14 protein-coding genes are annotated in these 14949 nt (G+C 59.3%); all 14 read right to left on the reverse strand.

The genetic code is table 11. The features are described from left to right. Positions 1-4 precede the first annotated feature (4 nt). The gene (locus GDN47_RS22645; RefSeq protein ID WP_113328967.1) at positions 5-688 is read right to left on the reverse strand and encodes an ABC transporter ATP-binding protein; all 684 of its coding nucleotides are present in this window, start codon (positions 686-688) and stop codon (positions 5-7) included. Between the two features lie 14 nt (positions 689-702). Beyond that, complete coding sequence (locus tag GDN47_RS22650; protein WP_152094298.1) at positions 703-2013, reverse strand: lipoprotein-releasing ABC transporter permease subunit; 1311 nt, start codon at positions 2011-2013, stop codon at positions 703-705. Between the two features lie 26 nt (positions 2014-2039). Then, positions 2040-3362, reverse strand: a complete 1323-nt coding sequence (proS, locus tag GDN47_RS22655; protein ID WP_152094299.1) for a proline--tRNA ligase — start codon at positions 3360-3362, stop codon at positions 2040-2042. Positions 3363-3984: 622 nt separating this feature from the next. Continuing rightward, complete coding sequence (locus GDN47_RS22660; RefSeq protein WP_069614963.1) at positions 3985-4260, reverse strand: DUF1467 family protein; 276 nt, start codon at positions 4258-4260, stop codon at positions 3985-3987. A gap of 146 nt (positions 4261-4406) precedes the next feature. Beyond that, complete coding sequence (gene mce / locus GDN47_RS22665; protein ID WP_113328970.1) at positions 4407-4811, reverse strand: methylmalonyl-CoA epimerase; 405 nt, start codon at positions 4809-4811, stop codon at positions 4407-4409. Between the two features lie 24 nt (positions 4812-4835). After that, the gene (locus GDN47_RS22670) at positions 4836-6509 is read right to left on the reverse strand and encodes a ribonuclease J (RefSeq protein ID WP_113328971.1); all 1674 of its coding nucleotides are present in this window, start codon (positions 6507-6509) and stop codon (positions 4836-4838) included. 14 nt (positions 6510-6523) lie between these two features. After that, positions 6524-7288 (reverse strand): biotin--[acetyl-CoA-carboxylase] ligase, encoded by a 765-nt coding sequence (locus GDN47_RS22675; RefSeq protein ID WP_113328972.1) that lies wholly within the window; start codon positions 7286-7288, stop codon positions 6524-6526. Then, a complete protein-coding gene (gene nuoN / locus GDN47_RS22680) occupies positions 7288-8730 on the reverse strand; it encodes an NADH-quinone oxidoreductase subunit NuoN (RefSeq protein ID WP_113328973.1) in 1443 nt (480 codons plus the stop codon). The genes GDN47_RS22675 and nuoN overlap by 1 nt, the downstream gene beginning before the upstream one ends. 18 nt (positions 8731-8748) lie before the next feature. Continuing rightward, positions 8749-10260, reverse strand: a complete 1512-nt coding sequence (locus GDN47_RS22685; RefSeq protein WP_152094300.1) for an NADH-quinone oxidoreductase subunit M — start codon at positions 10258-10260, stop codon at positions 8749-8751. Further along, a complete protein-coding gene (gene nuoL / locus GDN47_RS22690; protein WP_113328975.1) occupies positions 10260-12254 on the reverse strand; it encodes an NADH-quinone oxidoreductase subunit L in 1995 nt (664 codons plus the stop codon). The genes GDN47_RS22685 and nuoL overlap by 1 nt, the downstream gene beginning before the upstream one ends. Positions 12255-12261: 7 nt before the next feature. Beyond that, positions 12262-12570 (reverse strand): NADH-quinone oxidoreductase subunit NuoK, encoded by a 309-nt coding sequence (gene nuoK / locus GDN47_RS22695; RefSeq protein WP_007689961.1) that lies wholly within the window; start codon positions 12568-12570, stop codon positions 12262-12264. A 31-nt stretch (positions 12571-12601) separates the two neighbouring features. Beyond that, on the reverse strand, positions 12602-13216 hold the full coding sequence (locus GDN47_RS22700; RefSeq protein WP_152094301.1) for an NADH-quinone oxidoreductase subunit J: 615 nt from the start codon (positions 13214-13216) through the stop codon (positions 12602-12604). Positions 13217-13365: 149 nt separating this feature from the next. Then, the gene (gene nuoI, locus GDN47_RS22705; RefSeq protein WP_112511122.1) at positions 13366-13857 is read right to left on the reverse strand and encodes an NADH-quinone oxidoreductase subunit NuoI; all 492 of its coding nucleotides are present in this window, start codon (positions 13855-13857) and stop codon (positions 13366-13368) included. Between the two features lie 40 nt (positions 13858-13897). Continuing rightward, the gene (gene nuoH / locus GDN47_RS22710; RefSeq protein ID WP_047627053.1) at positions 13898-14941 is read right to left on the reverse strand and encodes an NADH-quinone oxidoreductase subunit NuoH; all 1044 of its coding nucleotides are present in this window, start codon (positions 14939-14941) and stop codon (positions 13898-13900) included. Positions 14942-14949 lie beyond the last annotated feature (8 nt).

Below are 14949 nucleotides of genomic sequence, written 5' to 3' on the forward strand. Positions count from 1 at the left end.
CCAATCAGACTTCGACCACCTTGCCTTCACTCAGCGTGACACGGCGATCCATCCGGGCCGCAAGCTCGTGATTGTGGGTGGCGATCAGAGCAGCGAGGCCTGACTGGCGTACCAGAGCCTCAAGTGCATCGAAAACGTAATGCGCCGTTGCCGGGTCGAGGTTGCCGGTGGGCTCATCCGCCAGCAGCACCAGCGGGGCATTGGCGACAGCACGGGCGATCGCGACGCGCTGCTGCTCGCCACCGGAGAGCTCGGCGGGGCGGTGATCGCCACGATGGCCAATGCGCATGTAGTCGAGAAGCTGAGAAGCACGCTCGCTCGCATCTTTACGCGAGAGCCCGGAAATAAGCTGCGGCATCATGATATTCTCGAGAGCCGAGAACTCAGGCAGCAGGTGATGGAACTGATAGACGAAGCCGATTTCGCTGCGACGCACGGCTGTACGCCTATCGTCAGACAAGCCTTCGCAGGCCTGACCGTTGACGAGCACCTCGCCGCCATCCGGATGCTCAAGCAGCCCGGCCACATGCAGAAGCGTCGATTTACCCGTGCCTGACGGCGCAACAAGCGCGACGATCTCGCCGCTGCGCAAAGTGAAATCGGCGCCTTTCAGGATCGACAGCCGCGTCTCGCCCTGCCCGTAGTGACGCTCCACGCCAGAGAGCTGGAGAACGACGTTGCGTTTCATCAAATGGAATATCCTTATTCGTAGCGCAGCGCTTGCACCGGATCGAGCCGCGATGCGCGCCAAGCCGGAAAGATGGTGGCAAGGAAGGATAGAGTGAGCGCCATCACAATGACAGAGATGGTCTCGCCGAGGTTCATCTCGGCCGGCAATTTGCTGAGGAAATAGACCTCCGGATTGAAGATCACCGTGCCTGAAATCCAGGAGAAGAACTGGCGGATGGATTCGATGTTGAGGCAAACCAGAACACCGAGTATGACGCCGGCGAACGTTCCGACGACGCCGATCGCCGCACCCGTCATGAAGAAGATGCGCATGATCGCGCCCGATGTCGCCCCCATGGTGCGCAGGATGGCGATGTCGCTGCCCTTGTCCTTCACCAGCATGATCAAGCCGGAGATGATATTCAGCGCGGCGACCAGAACGATCAGCGTCAGGATCATGAACATCGTGTTGCGCTCGACCTGCAGGGCCGAGAAGAAGGTAGCGTTGACCTGCCGCCAGTCCGTCAGGAAGATCTGCCGCCCGGCCGCCTCTTCGATTTTCGGCCGCAGCTGATCGACGTCATCGGGATTGGTGATGAAGAGCTCTATCTTCTCGACAATGCCCTCGGCATTGAAGAAGACCTGCGCTTCTTCGAGCGGCATGAAGACGACGGAGGAATCATACTCCGACATGCCGACCTCGAAGATGCCGGAGATCGTATAGGCTTTGACGCGCGGGTTAACACCAAAAGGCGTCACATCGCCATCCGGAGCCGTAAGGGTGATCTGATCGCCGACCGTCAGGCCCAATTGCCGGGCCAATCGGCTACCGACCAGAACGCCCTGTCCGGAGGCGAAACCAACCATGTCGCCGGACACGATGTGATCGGAGACTGATTTGAGCTTGGTCAGATCTTCCGGGCGGATGCCGCGCACCAGCGCGCCGGTGCCGGAGCCGCTGCGGCCGGAGGCGAGCGTTTCGCCCTCGACGAGCGGCAGGGCCATGGTGACGCCCGGAACGGCAGAAAACTTCTTGGCCAGATCGGCATAGTCGTTTAGCGGCGAATCAATCGGCTGAACGACGACATGACCGTTGAAGCCAAGAATCTGTTTGAATAGCTCGGCACGGAAACCGTTCATTACGGCCATGACGATGATCAGCGCCGCGACGCCGAGCATGATGCCGACCAAAGAGAAGCCGGCGATGACCGAAATCGAGGCTTCCTTGCGCCGGGAGCGCAGATAGCGCCAGGCCACAAGCCGTTCGAAACCGGAAAACGGGCGAGACGATGGGCCGGCCTTGAACGAATTTTCCTGCTGTTCCACTGCCGCGCTCACCGCCATTCGCCTTTCATCCCTTGTATCGTCAATCAGCCTGCCAGCCGATTGATCGCTGCCTCGACCGTCATCGTTTCGCGAGCGCCGGTCTTGCGGTCCTTCACTTCCACTTCGCCGTTCGCAATCGAACGCGGTCCGACGATGATCTGCACGGGTACGCCGATCAGATCGGCCGTTGCGAACTTCGTTCCGGCGCGATCGTCGCGATCGTCGTACAGCACGTCCTTGCCGGCCTTCGACAGCGCGGCATAGACAGTTTCGCAAGCTTCGTCGCAGGCCTGGTCGCCAGCCTTCATGTTGATCACTACGACGTCAAAAGGCGCGACCGAAGCCGGCCAGATGATTCCGTTCTCGTCATGCGATGCTTCGATGATGGCGGGAACAAGGCGTGTCGGGCCGATACCGTAAGATCCCATGTGGACAGCATGTTCCTTGCCGTCAGGACCCTGCACCTTCGCGCCCATCGGCTCGGAATATTTCGTGCCGAAATAGAAGATGTGGCCGACCTCGATGCCGCGCGCCGACAGGCGATCGCCTTCGGGAATGGCATTGAAGGCGGCTTCGTCATGCATTTCCGAGGTGGCGGCATAGACCGAAGTCCACTTGTCGAAAATCCCCTTCAGGCCAGCAACATCATCAAAATTGGTGTCTTCGCCGGGAATGTCGAAATTGACGAAATCCTTGTGGCAGAAAACTTCCGACTCGCCGGTGTCGGCGAGAATGATGAATTCGTGGCTGAGATTGCCGCCGATCGGGCCGGTATCTGCCCGCATCGGGATGGCTCTCAGGCCGAGACGATTGAAGGTGCGCAGATAGGCGGCGAACATCTTGTTATAAGAATGCACTGCTCCTTCCTGCGTCAGATCGAAGGAATAGGCATCCTTCATCATGAATTCGCGCGAGCGCATCGTGCCGAAACGCGGACGGATTTCGTCACGGAATTTCAGCTGGATATGATAGAGGTTCAGCGGCAAGTCCTTGTAAGACTTGATGTAGGACCGGAAGATATCGGTGACCATTTCCTCATTGGTCGGGCCATAGAGCATAGGCCGATCCTGCCGGTCCTTGATGCGCAGCATCTCCTTGCCGTAGGCGTCATAACGGCCGCTTTCCTGCCAGAGCTCAGCCGACTGCAGCGTCGGCATCGACAGCTCGATGGCGCCGGAGCGGTTCTGCTCCTCGCGGATGATCTTGTTGACCTTGTCCAGCACGCGTTTGCCCAATGGCAGCCACGTATAGATACCCTGCGACTGCTGCCGGATCATGCCGGTGCGCAGCATGAGCCGATGGGAAACGATTTCAGCCTCCTTGGGATTTTCCTTCAGGATGGGCATGAAGTAACGAGACAGACGCATGACGCTTGTTCCAGATGGTTTGACGTTCCGCTGGCGGCGGAATCGTTAGCAAATTATGTACTGGAGGCAGTTCATAACTGCTTCGGCGCAGGAAGGAAACCCGCATTCTTCAATAGAAGAATTTGACAAAAGCCTGAGAATACAGGGGATAGAGCCCATTTTCGATGTTTCGAAAAAGCGCACGTTTATAAGGATTTACGACGGAAATTCGTCAACAGAAAAATTCTGCGCGGCTGTAGCAAAAAAGCAAAAAAAAGGATGACAAAGCTCAATGTTTGAGCTAATTTTAGCTCACAAAAGAGGCAGGAAGGCTAAATTCTTGCCGTTTCGCGGTCAAGTCTTGGGAGGATCAGATCTTAGGCGCGCTCGTTCGCTGCCCCGGTAACGGATAAGGATCACGCGATACTTTAAAACAAGGCTTTTAGCCTTGTTTTTTTTTGCTTTCTCAGCTCAGCCTCGACGGTCCACGGATTTGCCCGAAACACTCGGCTCGTGCTTCTGCTGAAATAATATACATAGACTGTAAATTCTTTGCTCCACGCTCATGACAAGCGTGTGACGAATTGATGGCGATCGCAAGGCACCCGCACTCCGGGCACCTTTAATCTACAGCTGCCACAGATCACTTGTAGCTTGGAACGATCTGCGGAATGGAATCTATACTCAGCCCGAAATAACGCGAGGCGATATACCACGCGCCATAAATAAGGGCCGATACCAGCGTTGTAGCAAGCACGACCCGCCAAGCACGAAATTTCGTCGGCGCACTTTCGACCGTACCCAGAATGACATGCTCATCCTCGGCCTGAGTACGCAAGCCAAAGGGCAGGACGGCGAAAAGCGTAATCCACCAGATGACGAAATAGACGGCGAAACCGGCGGCAATCTGCTGTGCCATTGTGCTCCCTTCGAGACGAGCCTGCTCGCCTCCTCCTCCAAACTGCTTATAGGGGCAAAGCAGTTGTCTTTCAAAGCGCCGATCAGCGCACTTAAAGCAGATTCAGATTTTAGGCCAGTTCCGCCAAAAATCATCCGGCTCTGATGTCACACCTGCTCAAGCTCGATGAGCGTGCCGAAGAAATCCTTCGGATGCAGGAAGAGTACAGGCTTGCCATGCGCGCCGATCTTAGGCTCGCCATTACCAAGCACGCGTGCACCGCTGGAAACCAGGTGATCGCGTGCCGCCAGGATATCCGCAACTTCGTAACAGATATGGTGCATGCCGCCATCCGGGTTCTTGGCGAGGAAGGAGGCGATGGGCGAAGCCTCGCCCAGGGGCTCGAGCAGCTCCACCTTGCTGTTCGGCAGCTCGACGAAAACCACGGTTACGCCATGCTCCGGCAAGGATTGTGGCGCGGATACAGTGGCGCCGAGCGTCTCGCGATAGGCTCGGGAAGCCATGGCGATATCGGGAACGGCGATCGCAATGTGATTGATGCGTCCCAACATGACCCTCTCCTCCCCGCTCAGACCTCAGCCGCCGGTACGCGTGACGAATACGGTCACGACCGGCTTCTTGCCCCAGCCCTGATTGGCGGCGGCACGCACCGCGCGGCGTACAGCCTCCTGCAGCATGTCCAGATCCTTGCGGCGCGCGCGCGGAATGCTCTCGATGGCACTGACAATGGCGTCGAAGAGCGTATCCTCCATCTCCTCGCCCTCGTCGTCATAGGCCGGCAGGCCGATCGGTACGAGATCGGGATCGCCGACGATGTCATAACGGGCATCGAGCACGACATTGACGGCGACGTGGCCGACATAGGAGAGCTTCTTGCGCTCCCCGATGCCCATCTCGTCAAAATCGCCGATCAGAATACCGTCCTTGAAGATGCGCCCATGCGGCGCCTCGCCGATGACCTCGACGGGACCGGGCGCAAGGCGCACGACATCGCCGTTGCGCACCCGCGGCACGGGGGCAATGCCGCTCTGTTCGGCCAGTTCCTTATGGGCGGTCAGATGCGTCGCCTCGCCATGTACGGGGATAACGACCTTCGGGCGCGTCCACTCGTACATCTTCTGCAGTTCGTTGCGCCGGGGATGGCCGGAAACGTGCACGAGCGCTTCGGCATCCGTCACCACATGCACCCCCTGCTCGATCAGGCCGTTCTTGATGTCCTGAATCGCCTTTTCATTGCCCGGAATGGCGCGCGAAGAAAAGACGACGATATCGCCAGCGGCCAGTGCGACATTGCGCATCTCATCCCGGGAGAGCTTGGCAAGCGCTGCGCGCGGCTCGCCCTGGCTGCCGGTCAGGATGACCACGACCTTGTCGCGCGGGATATAGCCATACTCGTCTTCAGCGATGAAGGGTTTAATACCTTCCATAAGGCCGATATCGCGGGCGACGTCTACCACACGCTTCAGCGAGCTGCCGAGCAGCAGCACTTCGCGGCCGGCGGCTTCGGCAGCCTCGGCAATGGTACGGATGCGGCCGACATTCGAGGAGAAAGTGGTGATCGCTACCCTGCCCTCGGCATCCTCGATAATCTTGCGCAGGCTTTCCGAAACGTCCTTTTCCGAAGGCGAAACGCCATCACGCAAGGCGTTGGTGGAATCGCACATCAACGCCAGCACGCCTTCGTCCCCGAGCTGCCGGAAGCGGGTCTCATCGGTCAGCGGCCCAAGCGAGGGTTCGTGATCGATCTTCCAGTCGCCTGTATGGACGACATTACCGAGCGGCGTGCGGATCATCAGCGACATCGGCTCGGGGATAGAGTGATTGACGGCCACGCCCTCGATCTCGAAAGGGCCGACATTGATGCGATCACCAGCCTTGAAGAGCGTCACCGGGATTTCACCCATCGACTTCTCGTAATCGCGCTTGGCTTCAAGAAGGCCGGCGGTGAAGGCAGAGGCATAGATCGGAACATTCAGGCCCGGCCAAAGATCGTTCAATGCGCCATAGTGATCCTCATGGGCATGGGTGATGATGATACCCTTGAGGTTCTTGCGTTCCTTGGCGAGGAAACGGATATCCGGCAGGACGAGATCGACGCCAGGCAGATCCGGCCCCGGGAAGGTGACGCCGCAATCGACCATGATCCACTGGCGCTGTTCCGCCGGGCCGTAGCCGTAGAGCGCGAGATTCATGCCGATTTCACCGACGCCGCCGAGGGGCAGAAACACCAGTTCGTCTTGCTTCGCCATGTGATCCCCAACCATTATCTAAAGAAAACGTCGCCCGCCGCGATCGGCATGATCCTGCCGTCCTCGGTTTCGAGCATCAACAAGCCATTATCATCGATTCCCGAGAAATGGCCCGAAATCGAGCGATCCGGCAAATTTACCGTGATCTTTTCCCCGATGCCGCATGCAAATTCGCGCCAACGCGCGGTGATCTCGCGAACACCCTTGCCGCGGTTCCAGACACCGAGCGCCTCGGCCATATCGGCGTAAAGATGGGCAAACAGCTCGTCCGGCGACACCATCGAGCCCTGCTGCCTGAGGCAGGTGACTGGATACATCGGATTGTCAGGCATGACTGCAATGTTGATGCCGATGCCGATGACCAGCGCATAACGCCCATCCGGCAAAGCCTCGCCTTCGATCAAAATACCGCAGGTCTTCTTGCGGCCGATCAGGATATCGTTCGGCCATTTGATCTCTGCAGGTTCGGCGGCCAACGGCAGCACGCCGCGCACCGCCTGATGCACCGCGACCGCGACCGCGAGCGGCAGCGAGCCGAGGCGGTCCATCGGAGCGGGATCGATCAAAAGGAGAGATGCATAGAGATTGCCGGCTTCCGAAACCCAAGGGCGACCGCGGCGGCCGCGTCCACCCGTCTGACGCTCGGCGGTCACCCAAAGGTTCCCGGGATCGCCGGCACGTGCACGCTCGAGGCACACGCTATTCGTAGACGACGTCTCTTGAAGGGCATCGTGCCGGAAGTCGGCGAGCGACTTCCGGCTGTTCATGTCAGACGCCATCAAAACAGTGTCGCAGCAGCGAGATCGGCCGCTCCGCCGATTGCACCGCCGAAGAAGACATAGGTGATGACGAACAGGCCGGAGAGACCGAAGACGAGGCGCAGCGAACCGGCCGTGCGCGTGAATTCGTCCTTGGCTTCATCGAACCACATTACCTTGATGACGCGCAGATAGTAGTAAGCGCCGACGACCGAGGCCAGAACGCCGATGATGGCGAGCGCATAGAGATGCGCCTGGATGGCGGCGACGAAGACGAAATACTTTCCGAAGAAGCCTGCGAGCGGCGGAATACCAGCCAGCGAGAACATCAGCGCCGTCAGAACGACCGCCATGAACGGATTCGTCGTGGAGAGGCCGGCGAGATCGTCGATGCTTTCGACCTGACGGCCATCCTTGCGACGCATCGCCATGATGATGGCGAAGGAGCCGAGCGTCATGACCATATAGATGACCATATAGAGCATGACGCCGGATACGCCGGTCTTGGTACCGGCGGCGAGGCCGACGAGCGCATAGCCCATGTGACCGATCGACGAATAGGCCATCAGTCGCTTGAAATTGCGCTGACCGATCGCAGCGAAGGAGCCGAGCAGCATCGAGGCGATCGAGATGAACACGATAATCTGCTGCCAGTCGGCGAGCACCGGATGGAAGGCGGTGACGACGATGCGGGTCAGGATCGCCATGGCGGCAACCTTCGGGGCAGCCGCAAAGAAAGCGGTAACCGGCGTCGGCGCACCTTCGTAAACGTCCGGCGTCCACATGTGAAACGGCACGGCGGAGATCTTGAAGGCGAGGCCCGCAAGCACGAAGACCAGACCGAAGACGAGGCCGAGCGAACGGGTCTCGGCGCTGAGTGCAGTCGCGATCGCATCGAAGGTCGTGTGGCCGGTGAAGCCGTAAACCAGCGACATGCCATAGAGCAGCATACCGGAGGACAACGCGCCGAGCACGAAGTACTTCAGGCCAGCTTCGGTCGACTTGATGCTGTCGCGGTTGATGGCGGCCACGACGTAAAGGGCCAGCGACTGCAGTTCCAGCGACAGGTAGAGCGAGATCAGATCGTGTGCGGAGATCATCAGCAGAATGCCGAGGGTCGCGAGCACGAGCAGAACCGGGAACTCGAAGCGATCGAGCTGCTGCTCGCGCGCCTGGCCCATGCTGAGGAACATGGCGACGATCGAGCCGACCAGCGCGACGATCTTCATGAAGCGGGAGAAGCCATCGGCGAGATAGGCACCGCCATAGGCAAGCCCCTCGCCCGGCACGAAGATGATCCAGAGACCTGCCACCGCGAGGACCGCGATGGCAAGACCGGTGACCGTGGGTCCCGACCGCTCGCCCGAGAAGACGCCGATCATGAGCAACGCAAGCGCACCGACCGCGAGGATGAGCTCCGGAATGGAAAGATGCAGGCTTGCAAGAATTGTGTCAGCAGTCATGTCGAATAGGTCCCGTCATCAATTCATCGACAGCGCAACATTCTGCGCAGCGTGCAGGGCAGCGGTATAATTGTTCACCAGCAGATCCACCGATGCCGCCGTGGCATCGAAAATCGGAGCCGGATAGACGCCGAAGAGGATCGTCAAAGCGATCAGCGGATAGAGGATCAGCTGTTCACGCGGCGACAAATCCAAAAGCTTCTTCAGGTTTTCCTTTTCCAGCGCGCCGAAAATGACGCGGCGGTAGAGCCAGAGCGCGTAAGCCGCCGACAGGATCACACCGGTCGCGGCAAAGAGCGCAACCCACGTATTGGCGCGGAAGACGCCGATCAGGGTCAGGAATTCGCCGATGAAGCCGGAGGTGCCGGGCAGACCGACATTGGCCATGGTGAAGACCATCATGGCGACGGCATATTTCGGCATGTTGTTGACCAAGCCGCCGTAAGCCGCGATCTCGCGGGTGTGGGTGCGGTCATAGATCACGCCGACGCAGAGGAAGAGCGCCCCCGAGACGATGCCGTGCGACAGCATCTGGAAGATCGCACCCTGGACGCCCTGCTGGTTGGCCGCGAAGATACCCATCGTCACGTAGCCCATGTGGGCGACCGACGAATAGGCGATCAGTTTCTTGATGTCGTCCTGCATCATCGCCACCAGCGAGGTGTAGATGATGGCGATGACCGAGAGTGCGAAGACGAGCGGAGCGAAATATTCCGAGGCGTTCGGGAACATGCCGAGCGAGAAGCGGATGAGGCCGTAGCCGCCGAGCTTCAGGAGAACGCCTGCCAGGATGACCGAGCCTGCCGTCGGCGCCTGAACGTGTGCATCCGGAAGCCAGGTGTGAACCGGCCACATCGGCATCTTCACGGCGAAGGAGGCGAAGAAGGCGAGCCATAGCCAGGTCTGCAGCTGCGGCGGGAACTTGTAAGCGAGCAGCGTCGGGATGTCGGTCGTACCAGCCTGCCAGTACATCGCCATGATAGCGAGCAGCATCAGCACGGAGCCGAGCAGTGTGTAGAGGAAGAACTTGTAGCTGGCGTAGACGCGATCCTTGCCGCCCCAGACGCCGATGATCAGGAACATCGGGATGAGGCCGGCTTCGAAGAAGACGTAGAACAGCACGATGTCAAGCGACACGAACACGCCGATCATCATCGTCTCGAGGACGAGGAAGGCGATCATGTAGTCCTTCAGGCGCTTTTCGACCGAGAGCCAGCTCGCGAGCACGCAGAAGGGCATCAGGAAGGTCGACAGAATGACGAACAGCATGGAGATGCCGTCGACGCCCATGTGATAGCTGATGCCACTCGTCAGCCATTCATGCTTTTCGACGAGCTGGAAGCCAGGATTGGCGTTGTCGAACCAAATCCAGATGAAGAGCGACACGATGAAAGTGACGATAGTCGTCGCCAGCGAAATGTTCAGGACATTCCGGCGGCCGTTGGCGCCGTTCTCCTGCGTAAACAGCAGAAGGAGAACGCCGACCAGCGGCAGGAAGGTGACCGTTGAAAGAATGGGCCAATCGGTCATCAGAGGGAACTCCCGAGCATCATCCAGGTAACGAGGGCTGCGATACCGAGCAGCATCGCGAAGGCATAGTGATAAAGGTAGCCGGTCTGCAGGCGCACGACGCGGTTGGTGACATCGACGACGCGGGCGGCGATGCCGTTCGGGCCGATGGTGTCGATGACCCCGATGTCGCCCTTCTTCCAGAGGAAGCGGCCAAGCGCCTTGGCGGAGCGGACGAAGAGGAAGTCATAGAGTTCGTCGAAGTACCACTTGTTCAGCAGGAACTCGTAGAGGACGCGCTGCTGCTGAGCGAGGCGGCGCGGCGTTTCCGGCGACCGGATGTAGAAGTACCAGGCGGTGACGAGGCCGAGGAGCATGGCGATGAAGGGGCTGAGCTCAACCCAGACAGGCGCATGTTCCATTTCCTCGAGGATCTTGTTGTCCGGGAGCGTGAACAGCGCATGCTTCCAGAATTCCTCGTAGGCGTGGCCGACGAAATCGGCGTTGAAATACATGCCCGCAGCAACGGCGCCGATCGCCAGCAGGTAAAGCGGGATCAGCATGACATTCGGCGATTCATGCACGTGGTGCATGACCTCGTGCGAAGCGCGCGGCTTGCCGAAGAAGGTCATAAAGATCAGGCGCCAGGAATAGAAGCTGGTAAACATCGCGGCGATGACCAGCAGCGTGAAGGCGAAGCCGGCGGCTGCGTTGTGCGAGGCGAAGGCTGCCAGGATGATCGCATCTTTCGACAGGAAGCCAGCGAAACCGATATGGGTCAGCGGAATGCCGACGCCGGTGATCGCCAGCGTGCCGATGATCATCATCCAGAAGGTCTTCTGAATATGCGGGCGCAGGCCACCCATATGGCGCATGTCCTGCTCACCGTCAACGGCGTGAATGACCGAACCGGCGCAGAGGAAGAGCAGAGCCTTGAAGAAGGCGTGGGTGAAGAGATGGAAGATCGCAGCACCGTAAGCGCCGACGCCGAGGGCTACGAACATGTAGCCGAGCTGCGAACAGGTCGAGTAAGCGATGACACGCTTGATGTCGTTCTGCACGAGGCCGACGGTCGCGGCGAAGAAGGCCGTGATCGCGCCGATGATGGTGACGAAGGTCAGCGCATCCGGCGACAGTTCGAAGATCGGCGACATGCGGGCGACGAGGAAGACGCCTGCGGTGACCATGGTTGCAGCATGGATGAGCGCCGAAACCGGCGTCGGGCCTTCCATGGCGTCCGGCAGCCAGGTGTGCAGCAGGAACTGCGCCGATTTACCCATCGCGCCCATGAAGAGCAGCAGGCAGACCGCCGTCAGCGCGTGGCCGCGATCGAGATGCATACCGAGGAAATTGAGCACGATATCGGTCGGCTGGCCGCCCTGCCCGGAAGCGAAGCTCTGCGCATTGCCGAAGATCACATCGAAATTGATCGAGCCGAAGAGGACGAAGACGCCTGCGATGCCGAGAACGAAGCCGAAGTCGCCAACGCGGTTGACGATGAAGGCCTTCATCGCGGCGGCCGAAGCGGACGGCTTCTTGAACCAGAAGCCGATCAGCAGATAGGAGGCGAGACCGACGCCTTCCCAGCCGAAGAACATCTGGGCGAGGTTGTCGGAGGTCACCAGCATCAGCATGGCGAAGGTGAAGAGCGAGAGATAGGCGAAGAAGCGCGGACGATGCGGATCGTGATGCATGTATCCGATCGAATAGACGTGAACCAGAGTCGAAACCGAGTTCACGACGATCAGCATCACAGAGGTCAGCGTGTCGACGCGCAGCGCCCAGGAAACGTCGATGCCGCCGGACTGGATCCAGCGCAGGACTTCGACCTTGATCGGGCCATCAGTATGGCCAAGCGCCACCGTAAAGAAGACGATCCATGAAAGGACGGCCGCGATGATCATCAGGCCGGTGGTAACATATTCCGAAGCCTTGGCGCCGATCGCGCGGCCGAAAAGGCCGGCGATAACAGCGCCAATCAGGGGAAGAAAGACGATAGCCTTATATAAGAACATAGCTTTATCAGCCCTTCATCACGTTGACGTCTTCGACCGCGATCGAGCCGCGGTTACGGTAGAAGACGACGAGAATTGCAAGACCGATTGCAGCTTCAGCCGCAGCGACGGTCAAAATGAATAGCGCGAAAACCTGGCCGACGATGTCGTTGAGGAACGACGAGAAGGCGACCATGTTGATGTTGACGGCGAGCAAAATAAGCTCGACCGACATCAGGATGATGATGACATTCTTGCGGTTCAGAAAGATACCGAAGACGCCGAGCACGAAGAGGATGGCGCTAACCGTGAGGTAATGGGAAAGTCCGATGACCATGTTCTTGTTCCTTTGATCCTCGTGCCTCGCCTCAGACGCCCTGCCCCGGCTTGACCTTGACCACCTCGACGGCGGTCGCGGGCGTGCGGGCGACCTGTTGGGAAATGTTCTGGCGCTTGATGTGCGTGCGATGCTTCAGCGTCAGCACGATTGCGCCGATCATCGCGACCAGCAGAACGAGGCCAGCGATCTCGAAGAAATAAACGTAATTGGTATAGAGCACATCGCCGAGGGCGGCGGTGTTCGTCCGCTGCGTCAGAGCCGGGATCGGCCTGGCGACGGTCTTGGCAACGGTCGGCGAGATGACGCTGCCGCCGATGACGACGATCAGTTCGGCCGCCAGGATAACGCCGATCAGCGCGCCGATCGGTGCGTATTCCAGAATGCCGGCCCTGAGCTCGGAGAAGTCGATATCGAGCATCATGACGACGAAGAGGAAGAGAACCGCCACGGCGCCGACATAAACGACCAGCAGGATCATCGCCAGGAACTCAGCCCCCATCAAGAGGAAGAGGCCGGCCGCGTTGAAGAAAACCAGGATGAGGAACAGGACCGAATGGACCGGATTCCGCGCCGAGATGACCATGAACGCCGACGCCACAGCGACAAAGGCGAAGATATAGAAAAAAAGAGCCTGCAGACCCATGTTGGTGCCTTTTTCGTCTTCCCCCGGGCAGCCGGGAGTTTCCCTGCCCGATGGAGCTCGGCCGGACGACAGGTCCGACAAAACTCCGGTCTAGATTCAACCGCGACGGCGACAATCGGCCGCCCGTCGCGGCATATTCAGAATTCCGCTCAGCGGTATGGCGAATCCATCGCGATGTTGCGCGCGATTTCGCGTTCCCAGCGGTCGCCATTGTCCAAAAGCCGCGCCTTGTCGAAATAGAGCTCTTCGCGGGTCTCGGTGGCGAATTCGAAGTTCGGCCCTTCGACGATGGCGTCGACCGGGCAGGCTTCCTGGCAGAAGCCGCAATAGATGCACTTCACCATGTCGATGTCGTAACGCACCGTGCGGCGGGTGCCGTCGTTGCGGCGCGGCCCGGCCTCGATGGTGATGGCCTGGGCAGGACAGATGGCTTCGCAGAGCTTGCAGGCGATGCAGCGCTCTTCGCCGTTGGGATAGCGGCGCAGCGCATGTTCGCCGCGGAAGCGCGGGCTGACCGGCCCCTTTTCGAAGGGGTAGTTGATCGTTGCCTTCTGCTTGAAGAAGTAACGCATCGACAAAAAGAATGCGCCGACAAATTCCTTGAGGAACAGCGAGCTGACGGCGTTGGAAATTCCGGCCATCTTCAACCTCCAAATCTGCTTGAAGCGAGGATCGACATCATCATGCCCATCCCGTCAGCTTCAGCACGAATGCAACGATAACGACCATGGCGAGCGACAGCGGCAGGAAAACCTTCCAGCCAAGGCGCATGAGCTGGTCATAGCGGTAGCGCGGCACGAAGGCCTTCACCATCGCGAACATGAAGAACACAAAGCACGACTTCAGCAGGAACCAGATGATGCCCGGAACCCAGTTCAGGATCCAGATATCGACCGGGGGCAGCCAACCGCCGAGGAATAGGATCGTCGTCAGCGAGCACATCAGGACGACGGCGGCATATTCGCCGAGCATGAACATCATGTAGGGCGAAGAGCCGTATTCGACCATGAAGCCGGCAACCAGCTCCGATTCCGCTTCCGGAAGGTCGAAAGGCGGACGGTTCGTTTCAGCGAGTGCCGAAATGAAGAACACGATGAACATCGGGAAGAGCGACAGCCAGTGCCAGTCGAGGAACGAGGCCGGCAGGCCGAGCTTGGTGCCGAGGCCGGTCTGCTGCGACAGCACGATATCCGTCAGGTTCAGCGAACCAACGCAGAGCAGAACGGTGACGATGACGAGACCGATCGAGACTTCATAGGACACCATCTGCGCCGCCGAACGGAGCGCGCCGAGGAACGGATACTTCGAGTTCGAAGCCCAGCCGCCCATGATGATGCCGTAAACTTCGAGCGACGAGATCGCCAGAATGTAGAGGATGCCGACGTTGATATCGGCGACGACCCAGTTCTGCGCGACAGGCACGACGGCCCAGGTCGACAGCGCCAGCACCACGGAAACCAGCGGAGCCAGCAGGAACACGGTCTTGTTGGCGCCGGCGGGGATGATCGGCTCCTTGAACATGAACTTCAGCAAGTCAGCGAAGGACTGGAACAGACCGAAGGGGCCGACGACGTTCGGGCCGCGGCGCAGCTGGACGGCTGCCCAGATCTTGCGGTCGGCAAGCAGAATGTAGGCGATGAAGATCAGCAGGCAGACCAGGAGCAGCAGGGACTGGCCGATCATGATCAGCGCCGGCCAGAGATAGGTCGAAACGAATGAATCCATAGTCCTCT

The sequence above is a fragment of the Martinezella dioscoreae genome (assembly GCF_009176305.1).
Lineage (GTDB): Bacteria > Pseudomonadota > Alphaproteobacteria > Rhizobiales > Rhizobiaceae > Rhizobium > Rhizobium dioscoreae.